25 protein-coding genes and 1 tRNA gene are annotated in these 26,304 nt (G+C 73.0%); 13 read left to right on the top strand and 13 right to left on the bottom strand.

Translation table 11 applies throughout. The annotated features are described in order from the left end of the window. Window positions 1–7 precede the first annotated feature (7 nt). Together C1I92_RS35025 and C1I92_RS24230 are read left to right on the top strand one after the other, a co-directional pair. Window positions 8–2,194 carry an ABC transporter ATP-binding protein gene (locus tag C1I92_RS35025; RefSeq protein ID WP_111257213.1) on the top strand — a complete coding sequence of 729 codons (2,187 nt, stop codon included), beginning with the start codon at window positions 8–10 and terminating at the stop codon, window positions 2,192–2,194. Beyond that, on the top strand, window positions 2,191–4,647 hold the full coding sequence (locus tag C1I92_RS24230; RefSeq protein ID WP_111257212.1) for a glycoside hydrolase family 2 protein: 2,457 nt from the start codon (window positions 2,191–2,193) through the stop codon (window positions 4,645–4,647). The genes C1I92_RS35025 and C1I92_RS24230 overlap by 4 nt, the downstream gene beginning before the upstream one ends. Before the next feature lie 79 nt (window positions 4,648–4,726). Here C1I92_RS24230 and C1I92_RS24225 read toward each other — a convergent pair. Then, window positions 4,727–4,803: transfer RNA gene (locus tag C1I92_RS24225), tRNA-Met, on the bottom strand. A gap of 82 nt (window positions 4,804–4,885) precedes the next feature. Here C1I92_RS24225 and C1I92_RS24220 point away from each other — a divergent pair. Continuing rightward, window positions 4,886–5,380, top strand: coding sequence for a GNAT family N-acetyltransferase (locus C1I92_RS24220; protein ID WP_111257211.1), 495 nt, complete (start codon window positions 4,886–4,888; stop codon window positions 5,378–5,380). 66 nt (window positions 5,381–5,446) lie between these two features. Here C1I92_RS24220 and C1I92_RS24215 read toward each other — a convergent pair whose 3' ends face one another. Next, window positions 5,447–8,383 (bottom strand): UPF0182 family membrane protein, encoded by a 2,937-nt coding sequence (locus C1I92_RS24215; RefSeq protein ID WP_111257210.1) that lies wholly within the window; start codon window positions 8,381–8,383, stop codon window positions 5,447–5,449. A gap of 129 nt (window positions 8,384–8,512) precedes the next feature. Here C1I92_RS24215 and C1I92_RS24210 point away from each other — a divergent pair, with 129 nt between their 5' ends. After that, window positions 8,513–9,037 carry a PPA1309 family protein gene (locus C1I92_RS24210; RefSeq protein WP_111257209.1) on the top strand — a complete coding sequence of 175 codons (525 nt, stop codon included), beginning with the start codon at window positions 8,513–8,515 and terminating at the stop codon, window positions 9,035–9,037. A 10-nt stretch (window positions 9,038–9,047) separates the two neighbouring features. On the opposite strand, the gene C1I92_RS24205 is transcribed toward C1I92_RS24210, so the two are convergent. From C1I92_RS24205 to C1I92_RS24195, 3 genes are all read right to left on the bottom strand, one after another. Next, window positions 9,048–10,097, bottom strand: coding sequence for a YlbL family protein (locus C1I92_RS24205; RefSeq protein ID WP_111257208.1), 1,050 nt, complete (start codon window positions 10,095–10,097; stop codon window positions 9,048–9,050). A gap of 65 nt (window positions 10,098–10,162) precedes the next feature. Further along, window positions 10,163–10,585 carry a molybdenum cofactor biosynthesis protein MoaE gene (locus C1I92_RS24200; RefSeq protein WP_111257207.1) on the bottom strand — a complete coding sequence of 141 codons (423 nt, stop codon included), beginning with the start codon at window positions 10,583–10,585 and terminating at the stop codon, window positions 10,163–10,165. A 2-nt stretch (window positions 10,586–10,587) separates the two neighbouring features. Then, entirely contained in the window at window positions 10,588–11,694 is a 1,107-nt protein-coding gene (locus C1I92_RS24195; RefSeq protein ID WP_199521549.1) for an NAD-dependent epimerase/dehydratase family protein, read from the bottom strand. A 75-nt stretch (window positions 11,695–11,769) separates the two neighbouring features. Between C1I92_RS24195 and C1I92_RS24190 the strand changes: the two genes are divergently transcribed. Together C1I92_RS24190 and C1I92_RS24185 are read left to right on the top strand one after the other, a co-directional pair. After that, window positions 11,770–13,119, top strand: coding sequence for a zinc-dependent metalloprotease (locus C1I92_RS24190; protein WP_111257205.1), 1,350 nt, complete (start codon window positions 11,770–11,772; stop codon window positions 13,117–13,119). Beyond that, window positions 13,119–13,673 carry an NUDIX hydrolase gene (locus C1I92_RS24185; RefSeq protein ID WP_111257204.1) on the top strand — a complete coding sequence of 185 codons (555 nt, stop codon included), beginning with the start codon at window positions 13,119–13,121 and terminating at the stop codon, window positions 13,671–13,673. The genes C1I92_RS24190 and C1I92_RS24185 overlap by 1 nt, the downstream gene beginning before the upstream one ends. 3 nt (window positions 13,674–13,676) lie before the next feature. On the opposite strand, the gene C1I92_RS24180 is transcribed toward C1I92_RS24185, so the two are convergent. Together C1I92_RS24180 and C1I92_RS24175 are read right to left on the bottom strand one after the other, a co-directional pair. Next, a complete protein-coding gene (locus tag C1I92_RS24180) occupies window positions 13,677–14,210 on the bottom strand; it encodes a hypothetical protein (protein WP_111257203.1) in 534 nt (177 codons plus the stop codon). 94 nt (window positions 14,211–14,304) lie between these two features. After that, window positions 14,305–14,874 carry a M48 metallopeptidase family protein gene (locus tag C1I92_RS24175; RefSeq protein ID WP_199521548.1) on the bottom strand — a complete coding sequence of 190 codons (570 nt, stop codon included), beginning with the start codon at window positions 14,872–14,874 and terminating at the stop codon, window positions 14,305–14,307. Window positions 14,875–15,487: 613 nt separating this feature from the next. Between C1I92_RS24175 and C1I92_RS34580 the strand changes: the two genes are divergently transcribed. From C1I92_RS34580 to C1I92_RS24160, 4 genes are all read left to right on the top strand, one after another. Then, window positions 15,488–15,646, top strand: coding sequence for a DUF5679 domain-containing protein (locus C1I92_RS34580; RefSeq protein WP_199521547.1), 159 nt, complete (start codon window positions 15,488–15,490; stop codon window positions 15,644–15,646). Window positions 15,647–15,780: 134 nt separating this feature from the next. After that, window positions 15,781–17,367: a ThiF family adenylyltransferase gene (locus C1I92_RS24170; protein WP_111257202.1), complete on the top strand. Its 1,587-nt coding sequence runs from the start codon at window positions 15,781–15,783 to the stop codon at window positions 17,365–17,367. Further along, window positions 17,355–18,674: an ABC1 kinase family protein gene (locus C1I92_RS24165; RefSeq protein WP_369124127.1), complete on the top strand. Its 1,320-nt coding sequence runs from the start codon at window positions 17,355–17,357 to the stop codon at window positions 18,672–18,674. Before C1I92_RS24170 ends, C1I92_RS24165 begins: the two co-directional genes overlap by 13 nt. A gap of 13 nt (window positions 18,675–18,687) precedes the next feature. After that, on the top strand, window positions 18,688–19,557 hold the full coding sequence (locus C1I92_RS24160) for an aldo/keto reductase (RefSeq protein ID WP_111257200.1): 870 nt from the start codon (window positions 18,688–18,690) through the stop codon (window positions 19,555–19,557). A gap of 22 nt (window positions 19,558–19,579) precedes the next feature. Here the strand turns inward: C1I92_RS24160 and C1I92_RS24155 are convergent, their stop codons facing one another. The 5 genes from C1I92_RS24155 to C1I92_RS24135 form a co-directional block, all read right to left on the bottom strand. Next, window positions 19,580–19,774: a hypothetical protein gene (locus tag C1I92_RS24155; protein WP_111257199.1), complete on the bottom strand. Its 195-nt coding sequence runs from the start codon at window positions 19,772–19,774 to the stop codon at window positions 19,580–19,582. Window positions 19,775–20,004: 230 nt separating this feature from the next. Next, window positions 20,005–20,313 carry a putative WhiB-interacting protein gene (locus C1I92_RS24150; RefSeq protein WP_499799021.1) on the bottom strand — a complete coding sequence of 103 codons (309 nt, stop codon included), beginning with the start codon at window positions 20,311–20,313 and terminating at the stop codon, window positions 20,005–20,007. Window positions 20,314–20,352: 39 nt separating this feature from the next. Continuing rightward, window positions 20,353–20,625: a WhiB family transcriptional regulator gene (locus C1I92_RS24145; protein WP_111257221.1), complete on the bottom strand. Its 273-nt coding sequence runs from the start codon at window positions 20,623–20,625 to the stop codon at window positions 20,353–20,355. A 127-nt stretch (window positions 20,626–20,752) separates the two neighbouring features. Then, window positions 20,753–20,980, bottom strand: a complete 228-nt coding sequence (locus C1I92_RS24140) for a hypothetical protein (RefSeq protein ID WP_111257197.1) — start codon at window positions 20,978–20,980, stop codon at window positions 20,753–20,755. A 119-nt stretch (window positions 20,981–21,099) separates the two neighbouring features. Beyond that, window positions 21,100–23,187, bottom strand: a complete 2,088-nt coding sequence (locus tag C1I92_RS24135; protein ID WP_111257196.1) for an ATP-dependent DNA helicase UvrD2 — start codon at window positions 23,185–23,187, stop codon at window positions 21,100–21,102. A 115-nt stretch (window positions 23,188–23,302) separates the two neighbouring features. Between C1I92_RS24135 and C1I92_RS24130 the strand changes: the two genes are divergently transcribed. After that, window positions 23,303–23,551, top strand: coding sequence for a mycoredoxin (locus C1I92_RS24130; RefSeq protein WP_111257195.1), 249 nt, complete (start codon window positions 23,303–23,305; stop codon window positions 23,549–23,551). Here the strand turns inward: C1I92_RS24130 and nudC are convergent. Continuing rightward, window positions 23,538–24,434: an NAD(+) diphosphatase gene (gene nudC, locus C1I92_RS24125; RefSeq protein WP_111257194.1), complete on the bottom strand. Its 897-nt coding sequence runs from the start codon at window positions 24,432–24,434 to the stop codon at window positions 23,538–23,540. The genes C1I92_RS24130 and nudC overlap by 14 nt on opposite strands. A gap of 35 nt (window positions 24,435–24,469) precedes the next feature. On the opposite strand from nudC, the gene deoD reads away from it, so the two are divergent. Both deoD and C1I92_RS24115 read left to right on the top strand, forming a co-directional pair. Continuing rightward, a complete protein-coding gene (deoD, locus tag C1I92_RS24120) occupies window positions 24,470–25,174 on the top strand; it encodes a purine-nucleoside phosphorylase (RefSeq protein ID WP_111257193.1) in 705 nt (234 codons plus the stop codon). Continuing rightward, on the top strand, window positions 25,171–26,169 hold the full coding sequence (locus C1I92_RS24115) for an endonuclease/exonuclease/phosphatase family protein (protein WP_158564260.1): 999 nt from the start codon (window positions 25,171–25,173) through the stop codon (window positions 26,167–26,169). Before deoD ends, C1I92_RS24115 begins: the two co-directional genes overlap by 4 nt. Window positions 26,170–26,304: the final 135 nt, after the last annotated feature.

Genomic DNA, 26,304 nt, shown 5'->3' with positions numbered 1-26,304 from the left:
CTCGAGCATGACTTCGCAGACCAACGACGCACGCGTAGCCGCACCGACCGGCCTCGAGGTCGGTGAGTCGGTCGTGCTGGCCATCGACGATCTGAGGACTCACTTCCGGACCGAACAGGGTGTCGTGCGGGCCGTCGACGGGGTCAGCCTCACCGTGCCGCGGGGGAAGACCGTCTGCGTCGTCGGCGAGTCCGGTTGCGGCAAGTCGGTCACCGCACGGTCGGTCCTCGGCCTGGTCGACCCGCCCGGCCGCATCGAGGCCGGCCACATCTGGTGGCGACCCGACCCTGGGACGGCGCCGCTGGACCTGGCCGGCCTCGACCCGCGCGGAGAGCCGATCCGGAACATCCGTGGCAACCAGATCGGCATGGTGTTCCAGGAGCCCATGGCGTCGCTGTCGCCGATGTACACGATCGGAAACCAGTTGACCCAGGCGATCCGGCTGCACGTCAACCTGTCCGCCAAGGAGGCACGAGAGCGAGCGATCGCGCAGCTCGTGAGGGTCGGCATCCCCCAGCCGGAGCGGCGGTTCGACGCCTACCCGTTCCAGCTCTCCGGCGGGATGTGCCAGCGCGCGATGATCGCCATCGCGCTGGCCTGCGACCCGGCCCTGCTGATCGCCGACGAGCCGACGACGGCGCTCGACGTCACCACCCAGGCGCGGATCCTCGACCTGATCCGCGAGCTGCAGGACGAGACCGGCATGGCGGTCATGTTCATCACCCACGATCTGGGCGTCGTCGCCGAGATGGCCGACGAGGTCGTCGTCATGTACCTGGGCACCGTGGTCGAGCGGGGGACGGTCACGGACATCTTCGAACGGCCGCGACACCCGTACACGCAGGCACTGCTGGAGTCGGTCCCGGCCATCGGGCGCGGGGATCGTGCCCGGCTGCGGACGATCGCCGGGATGGTGCCGCATCCGGACGACCGGCCCACCGGCTGCCCGTTCCACACCCGCTGCCGCAGCGCGATGCCCGGACTGTGTGACGTGACGCCGCCGGCCGCCCACGACCTCGGCGACGGACGGGTCGCGGCCTGTCACCTGCTCGACCCGGACCTGCCACCGTCCCCCACGCCCGCCGTCGCGCCGGTCGCCATCGAGATCACCGAGCCCGATCACGCCGTCCCTCCCGACCCGCAGATCGGCGACCAGCCACTGCTGTCCGTCCGGCAGCTCCGGATGCACTTCCCCGTCACCAAGGGGATGTTCGGCCGCGTCGCCGGCCACGTGCGCGCCGTCGACGACGTCGACCTCGACATCCACCCCGGCGAGACCCTGGGCCTCGTCGGCGAGTCCGGCTGCGGCAAGACCACGCTGGGCCGGTGCATCGCCCGGGCGCTCGATCCGACCGGCGGCCAGATCCACTACCAGGACCCGGCCGGCGGACGTCCGGTCGACCTGGCCCGGCTCACGAACACCCAGCTCCACCCGTACCGGCGTGAGATCCGGGTGATCTTCCAGGACCCCTTCGGCTCGCTCAACCCGCGCAAGACGTTGCTGCAGATCATCGCCGAACCGCTCCGGAACCGATGGAGCGGACGCGCCGACTCCGCCATCGAGGACCAGGTCGCCGAGATGCTCCGCCGCGTCGGGCTGCGCCCGGAGTACATGCGCCGCTACCCCCATGCCTTTTCCGGCGGGGAGCGCCAGCGCGTCAACATCGCGCGGGCGCTGATCACCAACCCACGGCTGGTGATCGCCGACGAAGCGGTCTCGGCGCTGGACGTGTCGGTGCGCGCGCAGATCCTCAACCTGCTCCGCGATCTGCAGGACGAGTACCGGCTGACGTATCTGTTCATCTCCCACGACCTCTCGGTCGTCGAGCACCTCTGCGACCGGGTCGCGGTGATGTACCTCGGCAAGATCGTCGAGCAGACCGACACCGGCGCCCTGTACGCCGGCCCCCGCCATCCCTACACCGAGGCGCTGCTGTCGGCCGTCCCACGACCCGACCCGCGCCTGCGCGACACCGGAGCCCGCATCCGGCTCGGCGACGACCTCCCGGATCCCGCCGACCCCCCACCGGGATGCCCGTTCCACACCCGCTGCCCGCATCGCCGGCTCACCCGATGCGACACCGAGGCGCCCCGGCTCCAGGACGTCACGGCCGGCCACGCCGCCTCCTGCCACTACGCCGGCGAGCTGGCCCTGGCCGGCGCCGCCCACACCAGGGGCGAGCACGGGGCATGACGACGCGCATCCCCCTGACCGAGGGCTGGACCGTCGAGGGACGCGGCCGCCGGGTCCCGGCCGCGGTCCTGGCCGCCGGCGCGGTCCCGGCGACCGTGCCCGGCACGGTCCACACCGACCTCCTGGCCGCCGGCCTGATCGACGACCCGTACGTCGACGACAACGAGCTGCGGCAGGCGTGGATCGGCGGCGCCGACTGGACCTACCGGTGCCGGCCGGTCTGGCGGCACGACGGTTCGGACCGGCAGGAGCTGGCGTTCGACGGGCTCGACACGGTGGCCGCGGTCGTCCTGAACGGCACCACGGTGGGCGCCACCCGCAACATGCACCGCCGCTACCGGTTCGACGTGACCGGGCTGTTGCGCGAGGGCGGCAACGACCTCGTCGTCGCGTTCTCGTCGCCCGTCCGGGAGGCCGACGCGGCGAGCCAGGCCCTCGGCCAACGGCCGCACGCGAACCACCACCCGTACAACGCGATCCGCAAGATGGCCTGCGGATTCGGCTGGGACTGGGGTCCGGACACCGCGACGTCCGGGATCTGGCGACCGGCACGGATCGAGACCTGGGCCGGCGCCCGCATCCGCGAGGCACGCGTCGTCGCCACCGTCGTCGACGCCGTCCCCGCCGTCAGCGTCGGTGTCGAGATCGACCGATCCACCGAGGTCCCGCTGGTCGCCCGGGTGCGCGTCCGCGGCCGCGAGGCGAGCGCCGTCATCCCCGCCGACGCCACCTCCGCCGTTCTCCGGCTCGACGTCCCCGGCGCGGACCTGTGGTGGCCGCGTGGCCACGGCTCACCCACGACCCACGAGCTGACCGTCGAGTTGTCGACCGGCGGCCGGCTCCTCGACCGCGGGACCCATCGGATCGGCTTCCGGACCGTCGAGGTCCACACCGAGCCCGACGGCGACGGAGTCGGCTTCGAGCTGCGCGTCAACGGCGGCCGCGTCCTGGTCCGGGGCGCCAACTGGATCCCGGACGACGCCTTCCCGCACCGCGTCACGCCCGGCAGGTACGCCCACCGCCTGGACCACGCCGAGTTCGCCGGCGTCAACCTGCTCAGGGTCTGGGGCGGCGGCATCCACGAGTCCGACGACTTCTACGACGAGTGCGACCGGCGCGGGATCCTGGTGTGGCAGGACTTCCTCCTGGCCTGTGCGGCCTACGCCGAGGAGGAGCCGCTGTGGTCCGAGGTCGAGGCCGAGAGCCGCGAGGCCGTCATCCGCCTCGCCCGGCACCCATCGCTGGCCATCCTCAACGGCAACAACGAGAACCTCTGGGGCCGGCAGGATTGGGGCTGGGGCGCCGTACTCGACGGCCGGAGCTGGGGCGCGCGCTACTACTACGAGCTCTTCCCGGCCATCGTCGCGGAGCTGGCACCGCACGTCGCGTACCTGCCCGGCAGCCCGTACTCGCCCGAGCCCGGCGACCCGCAGAACGACCCGGCAACGGCGACGACCCACCTCTGGGACGTCTGGAACGAGAAGGACTACCCGCGCTACCGCGACCACCGGCCGCGGTTCGTCGCCGAGTTCGGCTGGCAGGGACCACCCACCTGGACCACCCTCACCGAGGCCGTCTCCGACGATCCGCTGACGCCGGAGTCACCGGGCATGATCGCCCACCAGAAGGCCGTCCGCGGCCATGACAAGCTGACCGCCGGCCTGGTCGCGCACCTGCCGCTGCCGTCAGACATGGGCGACTGGCACTGGGCGATGTCGCTGAACCAGGCGGTCGCCGTACGCACCGGCATCGAGTGGTTCCGGTCGCTGACCCCCCTGTGCACCGGCTCCATCGTGTGGCAGCTCAACGACTGCTGGCCGGTCACGTCCTGGGCCGCGGTGGACGGGGCCGGCCGCGCCAAGCCGCTGCTGTTCGCGCTGCGACAGGCCCACGCCGAACGCCTGCTGACGATCCAGCCCGACGACGGCCGGCTCGTCCTCGCTCTGGTCAACGACACCGCGGATCCGTGGGCCGCGGAGGTGATCGTCGAGCGGCTCACCTTCGCCGGCGAGCTCCGGGCGCGACAGGTGGCGAGGCCGGCCGTCGGCGCGCGCACCGGCCACCGAGTCGTGCTCGACGACGCCGTGGCCGTCGCGGAGTCGCGCGGACACGAGCTGATCCGCGCGCGGTCCGGCGACACGACAGCTCACTGGTTCTTCGCCGAGTACCGCGACTGCGGCCTGGAACCCGCGGCGCTCACGGTCACGGCGACCCGGTCGGCGGCCGGCTGGACGGTCGACGTTACGGCGGGCGCCCTGGTTCGCGACCTCACGCTCCTCATCGACCGCGTCGACCCGAGCGCGTCGGTCGACGACGGCCTGGTGACCCTGCTACCCGGCCAGAGCACGCGGTTCACGGTGATCGGAGCCGTCGACGCCACACTGGCGGACTTCCGCGCGCCGGCGGTGCTCCGCTCCGCGAACGATCTCGTGGCCAACCGCCGGCGCGCCTGACGCCCGCACGGCCCACAACCCAGGAAACAGAAAGCCGGACCTACATTTTCGTAGATCCGGCCGTCCTGATTTACCACATTGGTAGCGGGGGCAGGATTTGAACCTGCGGCCTCTGGGTTATGAGCCCAGCGAGCTACCGAGCTGCTCCACCCCGCGTCGCGTGTGTTCAGCTTACGCGATCGGCCCCCGGTGCGCCAAATCGGGACCGGTGTCGGTGACGGGCGTCAGAATATGCGACATGACGGACATCCAGGTGCGCCTCGCGCGTCCGGCGGACCACGCCTCGGTCGCCGCGATCACGGTGGCGGCGTACGACCGCGACGGCTTCCTCGACGGCGACGAGGAGTATGCCGAGGAGCTCTCCGACGTCGCGCATCGGGCGGCGGAGGCGACGCTGCTGGTGGCGGTCGACGAGGACGAGACGGTGCTCGGCGCGGTGACGTTCTGCCGGCCGCCGAGCCCGTACGTCGAGATCGCGCGGCCGGGCGAGGCGGAGTTCCGGATGCTCGCGGTCGACCCGGCGGCCCGTGGCCGCGGCGTCGGCGCGGCGCTGGTGCAGGCCTGCCTCGACCTCGCCCGCGAGCACGGCGACCACACCATGGTGCTGTCGTCGCTGCCGCGGATGCACACCGCGCACCGGCTGTACGAGCGGCTCGGGTTCGTCCGGACCCCGGAGCGCGACCACTACCCGATCCCGGACTTCCTGCTGATCGCCTACCAGCGCGCCGTCTGACCCCGTGAACGCGGACGGAGCCGCCACCCTGACCTCGGGTGACGGCTCCGCCGGCGAACGAAACGGCTACGGCGCCGGCGTGCCGCCCGCACCCTCGCCGCCGGTGAGCGCCTCGGCCCGCTCGATCGCCGCGTCCAGCCGCTCCAGCGCCTCGCCGTAGGCGGCGAAGTCGCCGGAGTTCTGTGCGGCGCGCGCCTCCGCCCAGGCGGCCTGGATGTCGGCCAGCGCCGCCTCCAGGTCGGCCGGCTGGGTGGGCGACTCGGACGGCTCCTCCGACGGCTCCTCGCTGGGCGGCGTCTCCTCGTCGGTGGGCGGCTCCTCGGTGACCGGCGGCTCCTCGGTGCCCGCGCCGGCGTCGCCCTGGAAGATCTGGTCCAGCGCGCCCTGCAGCGTGTCGTCGAAGCCGATGCTGTCGCCGAACTGGACCAGCACCCGGCGCAGCAGCGGGTACGCGGCCTCTCCGGTGGCCCGCGCGACGTAGACCGGCTGGACGTACAGCAGACCGCCGCCGACGGGCAGCGTCAGCAGGTTGCCCAGCTGGGTCTCGGCGTCGCCGGATCTCAGCAGCGTCAGCTCCTGCGCGACGTCGGCGTTGGACTCGAAGTCGTTGGCGACCTGGCCGGGACCGTCGATCTGCGTGTTGCTGGGCAGTCTCAGGATCTGCAGCTGGCCGTAGTCCTCACTGCGCGCGTCGGCGTTGACCGCCATGAACGCGGCCAGGTTCGGCCGTCCTCGCGGCGTGTACGTCGTGGTCAGCGAGTACATCGGTGCGTCGGCGCCGGGCAGCTGGATGGTCTGGTAGTACGGCGGCTGCTTGACGTCGACGTTGGACGACGGGTCGGCCGGGACCACCCAGCGGTCCTGGCCGCCGTAGAACGTCGAGGGGTCGGTCACGTGGTACTGCTCGAGCATGTTGCGCTGCAGCTTGAACAGGTCCTCGGGGTAGCGCAGGTGGTCCATCAGCGGCGTCGGGATGTCCGAGCGCGGCTGCACGGTGTCGGGGAACGCGTTCATCCACGCCTGCAGGACCGGGTCGTCCTCGTCCCAGGCGTACAGCGTGACGGTGCCGTCGTAGGCGTCGACGGTGGCCTTCACGGAGTTGCGGACGTAGTTGATGAAGTCGTCGGGCTGCGCGGCCAGCGCCGGCCGGGCCGTGCGCGAGTCGCTGGTGGCCTCGCTCAGTGACACCCGCTGGCTGTACGGCAGCGAGTTCAGCGTCGTGTAGCCGTCGAGGATCCAGACCACCCGGCCGTCGACCACTGCCGGGAACGGGTTCGCGTCGACCGTCAGCCAGGGCGCGACCTTCTCGACCCGCTCGCGCGGGTTGCGGTCGTAGAGCAGCCGCGACTCGGAGTTGATGCGGTCGGACAGCAGGAAGTTGGCCTCCTGGAACCGGGTGGCGTAGAGCAGCCGGTTCCAGAACGAGCCGATCGGCACGCCGCCGTCGCCGTTGTAGGTGTTGCGCCGCTCCTGACCGGTATCGGGGTCCTCGGGGATGTCGTACTCGACGTCGTCCGTGCCCTCGGGCGCGCCGACGATCGAGTAGCTGGGCGAGTTCTCGCCGAAGTAGACCCGCGGCTCGTACTCGCCGAGGACGCCCTGCGTCGGGATGTCCTCCTCGGCGAAGTTCGGCGAGCCGTCGGACTCGCGGGTGTTGCCGTACGCGGCGACGACGCCGAAGCCGTGGGTGTAGACGGTGTGCTCGTTGATCCAGTTGCGCTGCTCGGCCGGGATCCCGTCGGCGTCGACCTCGCGGACGGCGACCACCATGTCCTGCTCCGCGACCACGCCGTCGTCACCGGCGACGGTGTAGCGGTCGACGTCGAGCGGGTCGCTGAACGTGTAGAAGCCGCGGACCTGCTGCAGCTGCTGGAACGCCGGCGGGATGACGCTGGGGTCCATCAGCCGGATACCGGGGATGGTCGCGGAGTCCTCGGCCAGCTGACCCTCGCTGACCGAGGTCGTGGCGCGGTACTCCTCGGTCGCGACGCTCTCGATGCCGTAGGCGTCGCGGGTGGCCTCGATGTTGCGCTCGATGTACGGCGCCTCCCGGCTCGCCTCGCTCGGGCGCACCTGGAACTGCTGGACGAGGAACGGCCACAGCCCGCCGAGCAGGACGGCCGACAGCACCAGCAGCCCCAGCCCGATGCCCGGCAGCATCCAGCTGCGCTGCCAGACGTTGACGAAGAACAGGATCGCGCAGATCGACGCGACGAAGATCAGGATGGTCTTGGCCGGCAGCACCGCGTTGATGTCGGTGTACGAGGCGCCGGTGAAGCGGTCGTTGTCCTGCATGACCAGCGCGTACCGGTCCAGCCAGTAGGCGACGGCCTTGAGCAGGACGAACAGCCCGATCAGCACGGACAGGTGCGCCGTGGTGGCCGGGCTGACCTTCTGCCCGGCGGTCTGCAGCCGGATGCCGCCGAAGATGTAGTGCGTGATCGCGGCGACGACGAGGCCCAGCACGACCACCGCGAAGCCGAAGCTGACGACGTAGCGCCACCACGGGTAGTCGAACGCGAAGAAGCCGAGGTCGACGCCGAACTGGGCGTCGGTCTGGCCGAACTCGCCACCGTTGCGCCACAGCAGGAACGTCTGCCAATGCCCGCCCGCGCTCGCGCCGGCCATGATCCCGAGCAGGATCGCGGCCGCCGTCAGCACCCACGTCCGGACCGGGTCGATGGCGTCGCGGTAGCGGTCCAGGCTCTGCTGCTCGACGCTCATCGGCCGGTACCGCGGCCGGACCCGGTAGGCGACCATGCCGTTGACGACGACCGACGCCGCCATCAGCAGGCCGAAGACGAGGAACAGCCCGATCCGCGTGACCAGCTGCGTCGTGAACACCTGGGTGAAGTCGACCGACTGATACCACAGCCGGTCGGTCCAGAACGACACCAGGAGCACGTAGGCGGCGATGAGGACGCCGAGCACGATGAGCGTGGGCAGCAGCGCGCGCGAACGTCGTTGTGGCGCGCCGCGGAAAGGTCCGGCGGGTCGGGGCATGTCCTGGCTCACCCCTGGAAAACTATCTCACCGGCCTGCGCGGTTCCGACCCGCGGTCGAACAAGGCTGTCCGTGTCCCGATCGTGACCGGCTTTCGTGGCCGGCCGCGGGCCGTGCGACGATGCGGGCATGAGCGGCAACGACCAGCCGAGCGCCCTGGTGCGCGCCATCGCGGAGATCGAGCAGCACGTCCGCGAGGACGGGTGGGACCAGCCGGCCCGGCTGTACGCCCTGGCCCCGACCGCCGACCTGCTGTCGCGCGAGCCGGACCTCGCCGCGCGCATCGGCATCGACGAGGACGCGCCCGCCGACTCGCTCACCCCCATCGAGCAGGACGTCTCCGGCCGGCCGATCGAGGACCTGCTGCTGGAGATCGCCTGGCCGGACACGGTGACCGGTTGCGCGCTGGTGCTGGAGCGGATCGTGCTGCCGCCCGGCGCGGAGGAGCAGATGCCCGACGAGGACGGCGCGGCGACGCGCTGGGCTCAGGAGCACCCGGACCGCTCCGACGTCCGGGTTGTCGTGGGCGTCATGCGCGACGGCAGCCGCGCGTCGGTGCTGCGGATCCGCGGGCACGAGGCGGACGACGAGCTCATCCGCGGCGCCGAGCTGTCGCCCGAGCTGGGCAACGCCCTGGCCGAGACGTTCGCCTGAGCCGCTTGCGTCAGGCCGGGCAGGCCGGCAGCTCGTCGGTGTCGCCGGCGACGAACGCCTCGATGGTGCTGACCGCGTCGTCCAGGGTCTCGATCGGCACGACCTGCATGTCGCCGTTGTTGCCGCCGACCGCCTCGTCGCAGTTGCTGGCCGGGGCGAGGAACAGCGCCGCGCCGTCGTGGTTGGCGGCGGCGATCTTCTGCTGGATGCCGCCGATCGGGCCGACGTCGCCGTCGGGGCTGATCTCACCGGTGCCGGCGACGTGGACGCCGTCGAGCAGCGCGCCCGGCGTCAGCGTGTCGTAGATCGCGACGGCGAAGATCATGCCGGCGCTGGGGCCGCCGATGCGCTCGTCGATGCCGATGGCGATGTCGACCGGCAGGTCGAACCCGAGGACGGGGCTGAACCCGACCAGCGCCCGGCCGTCGTCCTCGGCGGCGATCGTGGTGATGTCCTCGCTGAGCTGCTGCCCCTCGCGGTCGACGACGAAGGTGACGGACTCGCCGGGCTCGTGCGCGGTGACGGCCTCGACCACGTCCTCGGGCGCGTCGACCAGCGACCCGTCGACCGAGATGACGACGTCGCCCGGTTCCAGGACGCCATCGGCGGGCGCGTCGGCGACGACCGCGTCGACGACCACCCGTTGCGGCACGTCGTAGCCGAGCTTGCGCAACGCGGCGACCTCGGCGTTCTGCTGCGAGCTGGCCAGCATCGCGGCGTTCTGCTGCCGCGACTGCTCCGCCGTCGTGCCCTCCGGGTACACGAGCTCACGCGGGATGACGGCGCGGTCCGGGTCGATCCACGCCCGCAGCGCCGTCAGCAGGTCCAGGTCGGCGTCGGCGGAGGTCACCCCGACGGTGGTGAGGTCGAGCACGCCCTCGGTGGGGTAGGTCTCGGCGCCCTCGATCTGGATGACCTGCTGGCCGTTCCACTCCCCCAGCGTGTCCTCCACCGGCCCGGGCGAGTAGACCACGTAGGGCAGGTTCAGCATGGACGCCACCGCGACGAGCGCGACGATCAGGGCACCGGCGACGGCCAGCGTCGCGGATCGGCGGGTCATCGGTGTCGGCGGTCCTCACGGTGAACGGGAACGGTCTTCACCAAGCGTACGGGTCGGTGCGGCCGTCAGGGCGAGCCGACCCACTCCTCGCCGCCGTCGTCGAAGCGCTGGTGCTTCCAGATCGGGACCTCGCGCTTGAGGTCGTCGATGAGCTGACGGCAGGCGGCGAACGCCTCCTGCCGATGGTCGGCGGCCGCCGCGACGACGACGGCGACGTCGCCGATCTCGAGGTGGCCGACGCGGTGGACGGCGGCCAGCGCGCGCAGCGGCGTGCCGGCGGCGACCTTCTCCGCGACCGACCGCAGCACCTCGGACACCGTCGGGTGCGCCTCGTAGTCGAGACTGGTGACGCCGCGGCCACCGTCGGCCTCGCGGACGGTGCCGACGAAGACGACGGTCCCGCCGGCGCCGCGGTCGGTCACCGCGGTCAGCACCTCGTCGACGGAGAGCGGCTCGTGCCGCACGTCCAGCAGCCTGATGACGTCCATGGTCAGCTCCGCTTCCGGCGGCGTGCCTTGCGGATCACGACCGCGGTGCCGAGGATCGCGACGGTCGCGCCGGCGGCGCCGATCGTGGCCGCGGTCGCCGCGTCGCGCTTGCCGATGCGCCGCGACGCGAGCGCGTGCCGTCCGCCGACCTCCTCCATCAGCGCGGCCAGCGCCTCGGCGTTGTCGTGCGCGGGCTGCCAGCCGGCCTTGCGCAACCGCTCGGCCGCCATGACCCACGGCCGGGTGACGTAGTGCAGCTCGCTGGCCGGCGCCGGGGTGACGCCGAGGCGGTGCAGCCGCTGTGCGGTGCCGAACGCGAACGACGCCGGCAGCTCGATCCGGCTGCGGCCGGACAGCTCCTCGACGGTGGCCTGGTCGAGGTGGCCCTCGCTGCCGACGGCGACCGGCCCGGCGACGTCGTGCAGGACGACGAACTCCAGCGCGGAGGCGAGGTCGTCGACGTGGCAGAACTGCCAGGCCGGCTCGCTGCCGCGCACGACCAGGAGCCGCGGCGCCTCGAAGTGCCTGGTCAGGACGGTGTCGACGCCGGGGCCTACGACCGCGGCCGGTCGGACCACCGTCACCGACATGCCCGGGTGCGACCGCGGCGCCCGCGCGCTGAGGTCCTCGATCTCCAGCAGGTCGCTGATGATCGAGCCGTCCGGCTCGGCCCGCAGCGGGGCGTCCTCGTCCAACGGGACCGGGTTGTCCGGCTGCGCGCCGTAGACCATCGCGCTGGTGACGACGGCGACGTGCCGCACGCCGGCGGCCGCGGACGCCGTCAGGATCGTCTGCGTGCCGCGCACGTTGCGGTGCGAGCGGACCGCGGGATCGTCGGTGATGCCGATGTCGACGGCCGCGTGCACGACGGCGTCGACCCCGGCCAGCCGCGTGACGATGGCGGGATCGGTGAGATCCATCACGCGCCAGGTGACGCCGTCGACGTCGCCGCGGGAGTCGTCCAGTCCCACGACCTCGGCGACGTCGTCGCTGGCCGCCAGCCGGGCGGCCAGCAGCCGGCCGACACCGGAGGACGCGCCGGTGACCGCGACCACCAGGCCGTCGGTACCGTTGCGCCCAGCGCGAACCCGGCGCGACTCTCTGCCCACGAAATCCCCTTCAACGACTACCGTGGAACGCATGAGGCGCTCCCGAACGCTTCCCATCCTGCCCGAGGCGCTGCCATGAATGACGTCCCCTTCGGTTTCCGTTCCTCCGACGACCCGGATGACAACCGGCCGGAGAAGCCGGAGCCCGGCGCCGGCGGGACCGGCGGTCCCGGTCCGAACGATCCGTTCGGCGGGCTGTTCGGCATGTTCGGCGCGGGTGGCCCCGGCGGTCCCGGCGGCGCGCCCGACCTCGGCGCTATGTTCCAGCAGCTGGGCCAGATGTTCTCCTGGTCCGGAGGGCCGGTGAACTGGGACCTCGCCAACCAGGCCGCCCGCGAGGTCGTCTCCGCGGCCGGCGACCGCTCCGTCAGCGGCACCGATCGCCGTGAGGTCGACGACGCGTTCCGGCTCGCCGACACCTGGCTCGACGGCGCCACCACGTTCCCGTCCACCGGCGGCGCGCCGCGCACCTGGAGCCGCGCCGAGTGGGTCGAGGGCACCCAGGCCGCCTGGAAGGACCTCGTCGAGCCGCTGGCCGCACGCGTCTCCGAGGCGATGAACACGTCGCTGCCGCCGGAGGTCGCGCAGGCCGCCGGCCCGCTGGTCGGCATGCTGCAGCAGGTCGGCGTCTCGATGTGGGGCGCGCAGGTGGGCCAGAGCATCGGCAAGCTGGCCGGCGAGGTGGTCGGCTCGGCCGACATCGGCGTGCCGCTGGCGGCCGGTCACCCCGCGCTGCTGCCGGCCAACGTCCGCGCGTTCGGCGAAGGTCTCGGCGTCGAGGCACGCGACGTCACGCTGTACCTGGCGCTGCGCGAGGCCGCCTACGTCCGGCTGTACGGGCACGCGCCGTGGCTGCGCGCGCACATCGTCGCGCTGGTCGAGGAGTACGCCCGCAACGTCAGCGTCGACACCAGCGCCATCGAGGAGAAGATGCGCGAGCTGGACCCGCAGCGGCCCGAGGCGCTGCAGGAGGCGCTCGAGGGCGGGCTGTTCGACCTGCCGACGACGCCGGAGCAGCAGGCCGCGCTGGACCGGCTCGAGCTGGCGCTGGCGCTGGTGGAGGGCTGGGTCGACGACGTCGTCACGCAGGCGACGACCGACCGGCTGCCGTCCGCGGCGGCGCTGCGCGAGACCGTCCGCCGTCGCCGCGCGTCCGGTGGCCCGGCCGAGCAGACGTTCGCGACGCTGGTCGGGCTGCAGCTGCGGCCGCGCCGGCTGCGCGAGGCGGCCAGCTTCTGGGCCGCCGTCCGCGACGCTCGCGGCGTCGACGGCCGCGACGCGCTGTGGGCGCACCCGGACCTGATGCCGTCGGCGGACGACCTGGCCGACCCGGCCGCGTTCCTCGTGGCCGACCAGTGGGACATGTCCGGGCTCGACGACACACCGGCGCCGCCGGAGGACGAGAACGGCGGCAGCCCGTCCTGATGCCGGCCGACCCTCTGCACGCCGACGCCGTCGCCGTGCTGTCGGAGTGGGCCGCGCCGTCGCCGTCGCAGGATGTCCTGCGACGTTCGTACCTCGAGCTGTTGCGGGCGCGGCCGGATTCAGTGAGCCGCGCCTGCGTGCCCGCGCACCTCACCGGCAGCGCGCTGATCGTCGATCCCGCCGGTTCGCGGGTCCTGCTGCTCCTGCACGCCAAGGCCGGGCTGTGGCTGCAGGCCGCCGGCCACTGCGAGGACGGCGACGGCTCGCTGGCCGCGACGGCGCTGCGCGAGGCGACCGAGGAGAGCGGGATCGCCGGGCTGACGCTGGGCGCCGGTGGGCAGCCGATCAAGCTGGACCGGCATCCGGCGCCGTGTCAGCCCGGTGTCGCCGAGGAGCACCTGGACGTGCAGTTCCTGGCGCTGGCGCCGGCCGGCGCGGTCGCCGCGATCAGCGACGAGTCGCACGACCTCGGCTGGTTCGGCTACGACGAGCTGCCGAACCCGCTCGGCGGCGGCGTGGTGGAGCTGGTCGCGGCCGCCCGCGCCGCGCTCTGACGTTCAGCCGCGGCTGGGCACCTTCTCGCCGGTCCTGCTCTTGGTGGGCCGGAGCGCCTCGATGGTGATCCGGCCGCGCCGGACGCCGCTGCGCGAGTCCAGCCACGCGTCCAGGAACCGCCACACCGCCGCCGCGTCCGTCGTCTCGCCGGTGACGACGGCAGTGATGGCGCTGAGGTGCGCGTCCCGCAGCCCGGCGGCGAGCGCGCGGTCGCGGCGGCCGCAGCGCGCCCGGACCCGCGCGATCCGCTCGCCGAGGTCGACGAAGAGCCGCGCCTCTGACTCGGTCAGCCTGCGGGTCCCGCCCGGCATCCACGCGCCCTCCGGCTGAGCGGGCACGGAGGCCACGCGCATCACCAGCTCCCGCAACGACTCGACGGCGTCGACGAGTCCCTGGCGCGCGGTGTGGCGGGACTGCAGCCAGAACGCCAGCAGCGCCGCGAGGAAGGTGGCCGGGACGGCGAGCGCGCCGCTCAGCAACCCCTCCCAGGTGATGCTGCCCGCGGGGATGCCCACGAACGCCTGCGTCAACGTCACCGCCGGACGTTACCCAGGATCGCCGGCGAATCCACCCGAATCGGGCACGGAGTCCGGCCGGTCCGGTCCTCGGCGGCTGTCCGCCGCGCCTGCCTCAGGTGGCCGCGGCCTCGGCGGAATCCGGGTTCTCGTCGGCTTCGGCGTCCCCGTCGTCGGCGCCGGAGGTCATGCCGGCCGCGTGGCTGTAGCCGTCGAGGAAGCCGCGCGCCCGCTCGGCCCGCGGATACTCGCCGACCAGCGCCCAGAACTCCGGGCCGTGGTCGTTCACCAGCAGGTGCGCCAGCTCGTGCACGAGCACGTAGTCGATCACCCAGGTCGGCAGCCCCTGCAACCGGCTGGACAGCCGGATCGACCCGTCGCTCGGCGTACACGAGCCCCACCGTGCTCGCTGCGTCGAGCTCCACCGCACGCTGCTCGGCGTCGCCCGGCCGCCGAGGTACTTGCGCGACAGCTCGCCGGCTCTGGCCAGCAGCCCTTCGTCGCTGGGCCTGCGGCGCTTCTCCTGCGCCGCCAGCCGGTCCAGCATCACCTGGACCCAGCGGCGCTCCTCGGCCTTGCTGAGCCGGGACGGGAGGCACACGACGACGCGGCCGTTCTCGCGGAACGCCGTGACCGTACGCCGGCGGCGCAGCGAGCGCCGTATCTCGACGTCCGGAGCCTCCATGCTTGCACGGTAGACCCATCCGCCGGGGATCGCGTGGATGCAATGTGGATAACTCGCCGAGAATGCCGCCTACGACGCCAATGCCCGGCTCGGTCGGCTTCGCTCGCGCCGTATCGGCCGTGGTTTCTTCGTGCACATGTGGTGGATTGCGTTCAGGCAGGTCAGAGCGGTGATCGCGGCATCGCCGCCGGGTTGTCAACACACTGCGCACCGGTGGTCCACAAGCTGCCCGGCAGTCCTGCACAAGTCGTCCACAGAGTTATCCACAGCCTTGGGACGGTTCCCCGCCGTTCCCGTTGCCGCCACCCTGGGATCCCCGTACGTTCACTGACATGTCCGGCGGTTCGAATCCCTTGCACACCACACTTCGCACGGGCCGCCCGATCCCGCTCGGCGGGATCTCGGAAAACGATGACACCTCCGCGCGTCCGGGGAATGCGCGCGACCGTCAGCGGAACTGAGATCTCGCCGGGCGCATCCCATCCGCCCGGCTGCTCGCCGGTTTTCGCCTCGCGAGTTCGCCCGGCTGGCGTAGTGTGTCGGCTCAATCATCACGGGGGACGCGGCTGACCTGCTGCTTCCACTCCTGCTCACGAGGGAAGGAAGGCCACGAATGGCTGAGACGTACACGGGGGAGTTCTACTGCGTGAAGTGCAAGGAGAAGCGCGAGGCGACCGGCGACATCGTCGTCAACGACAAGGGCACCCGGATGGCGAAGGCCGTCTGCCCGGTCTGCTCCACCAATCTGAACCGCATCCTCGGCCGCGTCTGAGCCTGTGGATGACGGCCCGCTCCGCGCGGGCCTGTGGATGACGGAACGCACGGCGGCGCCGGACGGGGCAAGATGCCGCTGTGCGTCCCATCCTCCACCCCGCTCTCAGCCGAACCTGGCGTGACGAGTCCACCGTGCAGGTGGGCGCGACGCCGGGGATCGCGCTGGTGGTCGGCGGGCTGAGCCGGCCCGAACGGGCCGTCGTCGAGGCGATGACGGGCGCGGCCGATCTGGCTGCGCTGCGGGAGCTGGCGGCCGAGCTCGGCCTCGGCCGCTCCGCCGCCGACCGGCTCACCCGGTTGCTGCTCGCGGCGGGCGCCGTCATCGACGGCGACCGGCTCGACCCGGGCCACGCGGCTCAGCTGGCCGGTTCAGCCGGCTCCGGCCGCCCGGTCGGTGCCGCTGCCTCGGCCGAGCCGGTTGGCTCGGCCGACCCGTGGCGGCAACCGGACCGCTCCAGTGCTGGGTTGGTGACCCGGTCGGCCGACGGCGGCGTTGAGACGATGGCCGCCCGGGGCCGGCTGCGGGTCGACGTGCATGGTGCGGGCCGGATCGGGGCGCAGATCGCGCGGCTGCTGGCCGCCGCCGGGATCGGGACGGTCGCGATACTCGACGGCGATCCGGTCCGCCCCGCCGACGTCAGCCCCGGCGGCCATCCACGGCACGCGGTCGGCATGCCCCGGCGACGCTCGCTCGCCTCGCTGCTGGCCGCCGACGCCGGGGAGGACGACTGGGACGAGCTCGGCCTGCGGGCCGCAGCCCTGGACAACGCGGCGCCGTCGAGGCGCGGCGGCTCCGGGACGCGATCCAGGACGGCCGGCCAGGAGGTCCGCCCCGCCGCTCGCCCGCGGATCGGCGTGACGGCCGGTGAGCGCGACGCGACCGGAGCACAAGCTCGGCCGGCGCCACGAGCCCGGCCGGTGGCGCCAGCTCTCCCGACGGCGGACGCCAACCCAGCACGCCGCGCCGCGCCACGAGAACCGGCCGAGTCCGACCCGCATGCGCACCCCACAACCGAGCCCGGCCCAGCGGCCGCAGCCCACCCGGGGGTACCGGCCGGCTCGCCACCGCACGGCCACCCCACAACCGAGCCCCAACCGCACGACCACCGCACCGCCGAGCCCGGCCCAGCGACCCCGGCCCAGCAGGGAGCACCGGCCGGCTCGGCACCGGCAGTGCGGCGGGCGCCCCGGCTGCACTCCAGCGCCCGCATCGCCCCGAAGGCACTTCCACCGCAGCGCCCAGCCGGACCGCGCACTCCGTCCGTCCCCGATCTGGCGATCCTCGCGCCGACCACCGGGACCGGCCGGGAGGAGGCCGCGGAGTTGCTGCAGCAGGGCATCCCGCACCTGTTCGCCACGGTCATCGAGCTCACGGGCGTGGTCGGCCCGCTCGTGATCCCCGGCCGGTCGTCCTGCCTGCGCTGCCACGACCTGCACCGCACCGGCCGCGACCCGCACTGGCCGCTCGTCCTCGACCAGGCGTTGCGTCGCCCGCCACCGGAGCCGGCCTGCGACAGCGCGCTGGCCGCCGTCGTCGCGGGGCTGGCCGCGGCGCAGGCGCTTGCCTACCTGGACGGGTTCGCCCCGGCGGCCGTCGACGGCACGGTGGAGGTGACGCTGCCGTCGGGGCTGCCGCGGCGGCGGAGCTGGCGCCCGCATCCGCGATGCGGGTGTGGCTGGGCGGCCGGAGCGGGCGAGGCTGCACAATGGGTGATGTGAGCGACCTGCCACGCAACGCCGTCAACCGCGCCTTCAAGCTCGCCTCGCTGCCGCTGGGGCTGGCCGGCCGGGCGACGCTGGGTCTGGGCAAGCGGCTCAGCGGCGCGTCGGCCGAGTCGGTGAGCGCCGACGTGCAGCAGCGCACCGCCGAGCACGTGTTCCGGGTGCTCGGCGAGCTCAAGGGCGGCGCGATGAAGTTCGGGCAGACGCTGTCGGTGCTGGAGGCGGGCATCCCGGAGGAGTTGGCCGCGCCGTATCGCGCGACGCTGACGAAGCTGCAGGAGTCCGCCCCGCCGATGAAGGCCGCGACGGTGCATGGCGTCCTCGCCGCGGACCTCGGCGCGGACTGGCGCGACCGCTTCCGGTCCTTCGACGACACGCCGGCGGCGTCGGCGTCGATCGGGCAGGTGCACAAGGCGGTCTGGCACGACGGCCGTGAGGTCGCGGTGAAGGTGCAGTACCCCGGCGCCGGCGACGCGCTGCGGGCGGACCTGCGCCAGGTCGCCCGGCTGGGCCGCTCGATCGGCGCGCTGGTGCCCGGCATGGACGCGAAGGCGCTGGTGGAAGAGCTGCACGACCGCATGGTCGAGGAGCTCGACTACCGCATGGAGGCCGATGCGCAGGACGGGTTCGCGATCGCCTACGCCGACGACCCGGAGTTCGCGGTGCCGAAGCTGGTCGAGGGCGCCGAGCACGTGCTCGTGTCGGAGTGGCTCGACGGGCTGCCGCTGTCGAAGGTCATCGCCGGCGGCACGCAGGAGGAACGCGACCGCGCCGGTCTGCTGTACGTCCGGTTCCTGTTCTCCGGGCCGACCCGGGCCGGGCTGCTGCACGCCGACCCGCATCCGGGCAACTACCGGATGACGGCGGACGGCCGGCTCGGCGTGCTCGACTACGGCGCCGTCGCCCGGCTGCCCGAAGGCCTGCCGCCGTCGATCGGGCAGCTGATGCGCCGCGCGCTGGCCGGGCAGGCCGACGAGATGCTCGACGGGCTGCGCGAGGAGGGCTTCGTCAAGCCGCACATCAACCTCAAGCCCGAGGAGCTCTACGACTACCTCGCGCCGTTCCTCGAGCCCGCGCGGGTCGACCGGTTCCACTTCAACCGGCCTTGGATGCGCGAACAGTTCGCCCGCATCAACGACCCGCGCCGGCCCGGCTACTCGATCGGCCTCAAGCTGAACCTGCCACCGTCGTACCTGCTCATCCACCGGGTCTGGATCGGCGGCATCGGCGTGCTCTCGCAACTGGACTGCGAGGCGCCGTTCCAGGCCGAGCTCGAGCGCTGGCTGCCCGGCTTCACCGCCTGACCGAAGGAGACAGATGCCCGGCACGCTCGACGCCGCGCGCAGCGGCACGTTCGCGCTCGGCGGCGACCTGCCGGTGGTGCGCCTCGGGTTCGGCTCGATGCAGCTGCCCGGACCCGGCGTCTGGGGCGACTCCCCCGATCCCGACGGCGCCGTCCGGGTGCTGCGCCGCGCGGCCGAGCTCGGCGTCACGTTCGTCGACACCGCCGACTCCTACGGGCCGTTCACCGCCGAGCTGCTGATCAAGCGGGCGCTGCATCCCTACCCCGACGGCCTCGTCATCGCGACGAAGGCCGGCTTCACCCGGCAGGGCCCGAACCGCTGGAAGCCGCTGGGCCGGCCGGAGTACCTGCGCCAGCAGGCCGAGTTGAGCCTGCGCCACCTCGGCCTGGAGCGCATCGACCTGTTCCAGCTGCACCGCATCGACCGCAACGTCCCGCTGGCCGACCAGATCGGCGAGCTCAAGGCGCTGCAGGACGAGGGCAAGATCCGTCACCTCGGCCTCAGCGAGGTGACGGTCGAGCAGCTGGAGGCGGCCCGGCGGATCGCGCCGATCGTCTCGGTGCAGAACCTCTACAACCTCGCCGACCGGTCCGCCGAGGACGTCGTCGACCACTGCGCCGAGCACGGCATCGCGTTCATCCCCTGGTACCCGCTGGCCACCGGCGCCCTGGCCCGCGACGGCGGACCACTGGCCGCGGCCGCCCGCCGGCACGACGCCACCCCGGCCCAGCTGGCGCTGGCCTGGCTGCTGCGCCGCTCACCGGTCATGCTGCCGATCCCCGGCACGTCGAGCGTCGAGCATCTGGAGCAGAACGTCGGCGCGGCCGGCATCGAGCTGACCGACGACGAGTTCGCGGCGCTGACGGCGGCCGCGCGGCGCTGAGCGGCGCAGACTCCCGGTACGGTCAGTCCGTCCACCAGGCGGTGTCCAGCCGCGCCTCGATGGAGCGCAGGTTGTCGCGGGCGCACCGGTCGCAGTAGTACAGCGTCCGGCCCCGTTCCACACTGCTCACCCACGTCAGCGGCGGCTCCGCCGCTGTCGTCCCACAGTGTGCGCACGCCACAGCCTCGGCCACGCGGCCCTCTTTCGTCGTCGTCATCGCTGGATCCCCCCATGAGAACCGGGGTACACGGACCCCGGCCCGCCATCGTCGGATCCGCCGCCGGTCCGCCGCAACGACTGGTACCGACCACCCCGGACAAGCGCGAGAAACGACGACGGCCCCGCGCCGTCCCTGGGGACGACGCGGGGCCGGAGATCGAACTCGACGGCACGTCCACGACCACGAGGCGCGCCCGTCATCGGGACGGGCGCCACCTCAGGGCCGGCTCAGTACGTGCGGCTGCGCAGACTCACCGCGGCCGCGGCCAGGTTCCTGGCCCGCTGCGCGGCGCGCGCCGCCCGGCGGTCCAGCCGGCGAGCGGCCAGCACGCGGCGTACGCGCTGTTCCTTCATCGCTTGCTCGCGCTGCTCCATACAGTGTGCGCGCGCGAGGGCTTCGTTCATGAGATGCATCTCGGTGCTCCTGAAGTCTCGGTTCGTGACGGTGGCGGTCGTGGTGGTCTTCGGGTCGGCCGCGTCGGCCGGGCGGGTCGTGGTCATGTCGGTCCGTCCATCGGGGTCATCGGTCGTCGGCAGCTGCCGTTGGTGCCCTGTTCCGGCGTGTGCTGGTCCTCACTACGCCGCGATCTCGTTCTTGCGGGGCCGGCCGCGAGGCCGCTTGCGCGCCACGATGGCGCCGGCGACGAAGAGCTCTCCGCCCCAGACGCCCCAGGGCTCGGCCCGGTCCATCGCACCGGCCAGGCACTGCTCCCGCACGGGGCATTCCTGGCACAGCAGCTTGGCGTCCTCGACGTCAGCCGGCGACTCGGCGAACCACAGCTCCGGGTCCTTCCGGCAGGGAATGGACTCGTCAGCCGCTACGGCCCGGTCGAGAACGCTGCTCAGCATCATGAGTTCGGTCACCTCCTTTCCTCCAGTTCGGTCGTGGCAAACACTGTTTGCCTGGTGGCAAACAAAAAGGCCGCGGATCCCGGTGTGGGGGTCCGCGGCCTCGGAGGCGCCGGTCGTCTCATGGCTAGACCGGTGGACCCCAGGTGCGGACTCGCACGTCCTGCTTGACCCCATCGACGAGGTGCGTCATGCCGCCATTGGTGCCTGCCTGCGGACGCACTTCTCCCGTCTGCGGGACGGTCACGGGCGCGATCATGGACGCACCGAAGCTCAGAGAGACGCCACGGAGGGAAGGCACATACGCGAAGCCGACACCGCACTCAAACGGGCTGGTAGTCGTGATCTCCATCATGCGTTCCTCCTTTCGGCGTCAGTCCCGAGCCGGGCCCTCCGACTCATGGGCACGTCGCATCGCAACGCGCTCGGCAATGCTAAACCGGCGTTACTGTAAGGGGCAACCTATTTTTACGCTCATTCTTCGGCGACTTCCCGGCACAGCTCCAGAACGTCCGCCCCGTACCGCTCCAGTTTGGTCCGGCCGACGCCCGGGATGGCCGCCAGCTGGGTCTCGCTGACCGGCGTGGACTCGGCGATCGCGATCAGCGTGGCGTCGGTGAACACCACGTACGCCGGCACCTTCTGCTCCTGCGACCGCTCCAGCCGCCATGCCCGCAGCCGCTCGAACAGCGCCTCGTCCATCGACGACGGGCAGCTGCCGCACCGGCCGAGCTTGCGGTCGACGGCGTCGACGAGCGGCGCGCCGCAGACCCGGCAGCGGGCCGGCGCACCGGACCTGCGGCCCTTGCCCCCGGAGCCGCGGTCGGGACGGTGGTCGCTGCGGGCGACGCCGCCGGGCCGGACGCCGTCGAGGAACCGGCTGGGCCGGCGGTTGCCGCGGCCGCCGGGCTGGCGGGCCAGCGACCACGACACCGACAGGAACTCGCGCGCACGGGTGACGCCGACGTAGAGCAGCCGGCGCTCCTCCTCGATCTGCGCCGGCGTCTCGGCGTAGCTCAGCGGCAGCGTGCCCTCGTGACAGCCGACGACGAAGACCGCGTCCCACTCCAGACCCTTGGCCGAGTGCAGCGACGCGAGCGTGACGCCGTCGGCCACCGGCGCGTGCTGGGCGGTCGCGCGCGCCTCCAGCTCGTCGACGACGTCGGCCAGGCCGGCGCCGGGCTTGGCCGTGACGACCTCCTCGGCCAGCGAGACCAGCGCCGCCAGCGACTCCCACCGCTCCCGGGCCTGGCCGCCACCGGACGGCGGCGACGGCGACCAGCCGGCCGCGCTGAGCACGGCCGCCGTCGCCGCGGCGGCGTCGGGCGCGTCCGGCGTGCCGTCGGCGGTGCGGACGGCGGCACGCAGCAGCATGGCCGCCTGCCGCACCTCGCCGCGGTCGAAGAACCGCTCGGCGCCGCGCACGACGTAGGCGATGCCGGCGTCGGCCAGCGCCTGCTCGTACGCCTCGGACTGTGCGTTGACGCGGAACAGGACCGCGATCTCGCGCTGCGGCGTGCCGTCGGCGACCAACTTGGCGATGCGCTCGGCCACCCACGACGCCTCGGCCAGCTCGTCGGAGTGCTCGACGAACGACGGCGCCGGGCCGGGCGGGCGCTGCGCCTCGAGCACGACGCCGGCATGCGCGTCGCGGGCCGCACGCAGCACGCCGTTGGCCACCTCGACCACCTGAGGGGTGGAGCGGTAGTCGCGGAACAGCCGCACGACGGTGGCGCCGGGGAAGCGCTGCGGGAACCGGATCAGGTAGTCGGGCTGGGCGCCGGCGAAGGAGTAGATGGTCTGCGCCGGGTCGCCGACCACACAGACGTCGGTGCGATCGCCCATCCACAGGTCGAGCAGCTTCTGCTGCACCGGCGAGACGTCCTGGTACTCGTCGACGACGAAGTGGTGGTACTGCGACCGGACCTGCTGGGCGACGCCGGGATGGCCGGACAGCAGCCCGACGGCGGCCAGCAGGATGTCCTCCATGTCGAGCACGTTGCGGTCGGTCTTGAGGTCCTCGTACGCGGCGTAGACGCGCGCGACGGACTCGGGGTCGACGTTGCCGACCTCGCGGTGCGCCGCCTCGGCTGCCGTGACGTAGGACTCCGGCAGCACGTTGCTGACCTTGGCCCACTCGATCTCCGAGGCGAGGTCGCGCAGCACCGTGCGGTCGGTGGGCACCCGGCAGCGCGACGCGGCCGAGCCGACGATGGGCAGCTTGCTGGAGCTGATCTCGGGCAGGTCGGATCCGGTGATCTGCGGCCAGAAGTACCGGGCCTGGCGCAGCGCGGCAGAGTGGAACGTGCGCGCCTGCACCCCCTCGGCGTCGAGGGCGCGCAGCCGGCCGCGCATCTCCCCCGCCGCCCGGGTGGTGAACGTGACGGCGAGCGTGCGGCGCGGGTCGAACGCGCCGGTGTGCACGCCGTGGGCGATGCGGTGGGTGATGGCGCGCGTCTTGCCCGTGCCGGCGCCCGCGATGACGCAGACCGGCCCGGTCAGCGCGGTCGCGACCGCTCGCTGCTCGGGGTCCAGGCCGGAGAGGACGTCGGGTGCGCGCATCGGCCCATCCTCGCAGCCGGCACCGACAGGGTGCGAGGCGGTTCACGGAACAATCCGGACCTGCCGCCGGTTCTGGATAGCTGTCACGGCAAACAGGTCCGGCACGGGAGAGTCGATGTCGCGGTTCACGATGTACAGCACCACCTGGTGTGGCTACTGCATCCGGCTGAAGAAGGCGCTGAACCGCGACGGCATCACGTTCGACGAGGTCGACATCGAGGCCCACCCGGCGTCGGCCGACCTGGTGATGAGCCTCAACGGCGGCAACGCGGTCGTGCCGACGCTGGTGTTCGCCGACGGCAGCGCGCTGACCAACCCGAGCCCGTCGCAGGTCAAGGAGAAGCTGGCCGCTATCGCCAGCTGACGTCGACCGGCAGCGGCCGGCCGTACCAGCCCTCGACCAGCTTGCGGGCGATCGAGATGCCGCTGGGCGGGATGACGTCTCCGCTCTCCATCGCCGCGGTCAGCTCGTCGCGGCTGAACCAGCGCGCCTCGGCGATCTCCTCGCCGTCGGGCGTCGGGTCGTCGCCGGACGCCGTCGCGTAGTAGCCGAGCATGAGGCTGGACGGGAACGGCCACGGCTGCGCGCCCGCGTAGGCGCACGACGTCACGCGCACCCGGACCTCCTCGTACAGCTCGCGCACGACGGCGTGCTCCGGCGTCTCCCCCGGCTCGACGAAGCCGGCCAGCGTCGAGAACCGGCGTCCCGGCCAGGCCGCCGACCGGCCGAGCAGGCAGCGCTCCCGCTCGTCCACCACGAGCACGATCACCGCGGGGTCGGTGCGCGGGAAGTGCTGCGACCCCTCCGCCTCGCACACGCGCATGTGCCCGCCCGACGCCGACCGCGTCCGGGCGCCGCAACGCGGGCAGAACCGGTGCGCCGCGTGCCAGTTGGCCAGCGCGATCGCGTGCACGGCCAGCCCGGCGTCGCGGTCGCCGAGCAGCGCGCCGGCCTCGCGCAGCGTCGCACCGCCGGCCGGCATCCCGTCGACGTGCACGGCGAGGAAGGCGACGCCGTCGTCCAGGCCGAGCAGGAACCGGTCCCCGTCCGGGGCCTGTGACGGCGGCACGAACCGCAGCGCGTCACCGTCGGCCGACACCGTCCCGTTGCCGACCAGCAGCACCCGGGTCGCCTCGTCGGCCCAGAGCGAGTCGAGCCAGGCGGCGTCGTCGCGACGGTCGGCGGCGCGGTCGACGGTGGAGCGGGAGAGGGCGAGCGGTCCGGGCAACACATAGGCCTCGTGCACGAGGCACGACCCTACGCCGGATACCGTGTGCACTCGTGAGCACCCACATTGCCGCCGCGGCCGGCGAGATCGCCGAGACCGTCCTGCTTCCGGGCGACCCGCTCCGTGCCGAGTGGATCGCCAAGACGTACCTCGACGACGTCAGCTGCTACACGCAGGTGCGCAACATGCTCGGCTTCACGGGCACCTACAAGGGGCAGCGCATCTCCGTCCAGGGCACCGGCATGGGCCAGCCGTCCATGTCGATCTACGTGCACGAGCTGCTGGCGGAGTACGGCGCGAAGACGCTGCTGCGGGTCGGGACGTGCGGCGGGCTGCTGGCCGACGTCGCCGTCCGCGACCTCGTGATCGGCATCTCCGCGGCCACCGACTCGTCCATGAACGCGCTGCGCTTCGAGGGCTTCCACTACGCGCCGACGGCGGACTTCTCGCTGGTCCGGGCCTACGTGGAGCAGGCCGAGGCGGCCGGCGCCCGGTACCACGTCGGGCAGATCTTCAGCACCGACACGTTCTACCACCCCCGGCCCGAGCTGCGCGATCGCCTGACGCAGTACGGCGTCATGGCGGTGGAGATGGAGGCGGCCGCGCTCTACACGCTGGCGGCCCAGTTCGGCGCCCGGGCGATGGCGGTCTGCACGGTCAGCGACAACCTCGTCACCGGCGAGGAGACGTCGGCCGAGGAGCGCGAGCGGACGTTCGCCGAGATGGTCGAGCTGGCGCTGGGCTCCGTCTCGGCGTGACACCGCGCCGGTGGGCGTGGCTGTTCGGCTCGACGGCGGCGGCCGCGCTGCTGGCGGCGGTGGTCGTGTGGCCACAAGGGCTCGGGCTGTCCGACGCCCTCGGCCCGGCCCAGGTGGTCGCGGTGCGCGGGCTGACGGTGGTCGCCGGCGCGTCGCTCGCGGTGCTGCTGGCCGTGCTGGCGGTGGTCGTGCGCGGGGCGCGGTGGCCGCTCGCGGCGGTCGCGTTCGTGGCAGTCGTGGCGACGGTGTGCTCCGGCGGCGTGCTGCTGTCGCGCGGGCTGTCGCCGGACGCCGTCCCGGCCGTCGGCGGCGGGCCGGCCGGCGAGGTGCGGGTGCTGGCGTTCAACACGCTGTTCGACGGCGCCGGCCCCGAGGTCGTCGCGGACCTGGTGACCGCGACCGGCGCGGACGTCGTCGTGCTGCCGGAGACGTCCGCCGCGACGACGCAGCGCGCCGCCGAGCTGGCCGGCGGCGGCTTCCAGGTCTTCCATCACCAGGCCGGTGACGGCATCACGTCGGCGACCGGGCTGCTGGTGGCGTCGTCGCTGGGGAGCTACGGCCAGCCGGAGCCGGACCCGTCGGGCGGGCTCGGCTCGTTCACCGTCCGGCCGGCGCCGGGATCGGCGGGGCCGCCGATCACCGCCGTCCACGCCTGGCCGCCCACGCGCGACGCGATGGCACGCTGGCGGGCCGACACCGTCTGGGCCGTGCGCCGGTGCAAGGGCGCCGAGGGCGCGATCGTCGCCGGCGACTTCAACGCGACGCTGGACCATCCGGCGCTGCGCTCGCTCGCGCCGTGCGCCGACGCCGCCGCGGCCCGCTCGGCCGCCGGCGCCGGGACCTGGCCGGCCGGCTGGCCGTCGTGGGCCGGTGCGCCGATCGACCACGTGCTGGCCGACGCGCGGGCCTGGTCGGTCGTGTCCTTCTCCGTGCTCGACGCCGCTGGTGGGAGCGATCACCGGCCGGTTCTGGCGGTGCTGCGTCCGGCCGGATAGTGGACTTGTGGTCGCTTCTTCGAACGTGTGTGCGATAGCGTGACGGGATGACCGGCCCCGGAGATCACCCCAGCGCGGCGTGGGCGAACCTCGCCCCAGGCACCGTCCTCAACGCCGTGCTCGAGACGTTCGACC

It is taken from the genome of Jiangella anatolica (assembly GCF_003236295.1).
Lineage (GTDB): Bacteria > Actinomycetota > Actinomycetes > Jiangellales > Jiangellaceae > Jiangella > Jiangella anatolica.
Note: the sequence above shows the minus strand (reverse complement) of the source record. Positions and strands in the feature narration are given on the sequence as shown.

Excerpts from the sequence above, each read along its gene's own strand:
- C1I92_RS24215 (WP_111257210.1), bottom strand. The coding sequence starts at position 8,383 with ATGCCCCGACCCGCCGGACCTTTCCGCGGCGCGCCACAACGACGTTCG.
- C1I92_RS24190 (WP_111257205.1), top strand. The coding sequence starts at position 11,770 with ATGAATGACGTCCCCTTCGGTTTCCGTTCCTCCGACGACCCGGATGAC.
- C1I92_RS24155 (WP_111257199.1), bottom strand. The coding sequence starts at position 19,774 with ATGACGACGACGAAAGAGGGCCGCGTGGCCGAGGCTGTGGCGTGCGCA.
- C1I92_RS24145 (WP_111257221.1), bottom strand. The coding sequence starts at position 20,625 with ATGCTGAGCAGCGTTCTCGACCGGGCCGTAGCGGCTGACGAGTCCATT.
- C1I92_RS35025 (WP_111257213.1), top strand. The coding sequence starts at position 8 with ATGACTTCGCAGACCAACGACGCACGCGTAGCCGCACCGACCGGCCTC.
- C1I92_RS34580 (WP_199521547.1), top strand. The coding sequence starts at position 15,488 with ATGGCTGAGACGTACACGGGGGAGTTCTACTGCGTGAAGTGCAAGGAG.
- C1I92_RS24135 (WP_111257196.1), bottom strand. The coding sequence starts at position 23,187 with ATGCGCGCACCCGACGTCCTCTCCGGCCTGGACCCCGAGCAGCGAGCG.
- C1I92_RS24200 (WP_111257207.1), bottom strand. The coding sequence starts at position 10,585 with ATGGACGTCATCAGGCTGCTGGACGTGCGGCACGAGCCGCTCTCCGTC.
- C1I92_RS24185 (WP_111257204.1), top strand. The coding sequence starts at position 13,119 with ATGCCGGCCGACCCTCTGCACGCCGACGCCGTCGCCGTGCTGTCGGAG.
- C1I92_RS24175 (WP_199521548.1), bottom strand. The coding sequence starts at position 14,874 with ATGGAGGCTCCGGACGTCGAGATACGGCGCTCGCTGCGCCGCCGGCGT.
- C1I92_RS24220 (WP_111257211.1), top strand. The coding sequence starts at position 4,886 with ATGACGGACATCCAGGTGCGCCTCGCGCGTCCGGCGGACCACGCCTCG.
- C1I92_RS24160 (WP_111257200.1), top strand. The coding sequence starts at position 18,688 with ATGCCCGGCACGCTCGACGCCGCGCGCAGCGGCACGTTCGCGCTCGGC.
- C1I92_RS24205 (WP_111257208.1), bottom strand. The coding sequence starts at position 10,097 with ATGACCCGCCGATCCGCGACGCTGGCCGTCGCCGGTGCCCTGATCGTC.
- C1I92_RS24140 (WP_111257197.1), bottom strand. The coding sequence starts at position 20,980 with ATGATGGAGATCACGACTACCAGCCCGTTTGAGTGCGGTGTCGGCTTC.
- C1I92_RS24130 (WP_111257195.1), top strand. The coding sequence starts at position 23,303 with ATGTCGCGGTTCACGATGTACAGCACCACCTGGTGTGGCTACTGCATC.
- C1I92_RS24210 (WP_111257209.1), top strand. The coding sequence starts at position 8,513 with ATGAGCGGCAACGACCAGCCGAGCGCCCTGGTGCGCGCCATCGCGGAG.
- C1I92_RS24165 (WP_369124127.1), top strand. The coding sequence starts at position 17,355 with ATGGGTGATGTGAGCGACCTGCCACGCAACGCCGTCAACCGCGCCTTC.
- C1I92_RS24230 (WP_111257212.1), top strand. The coding sequence starts at position 2,191 with ATGACGACGCGCATCCCCCTGACCGAGGGCTGGACCGTCGAGGGACGC.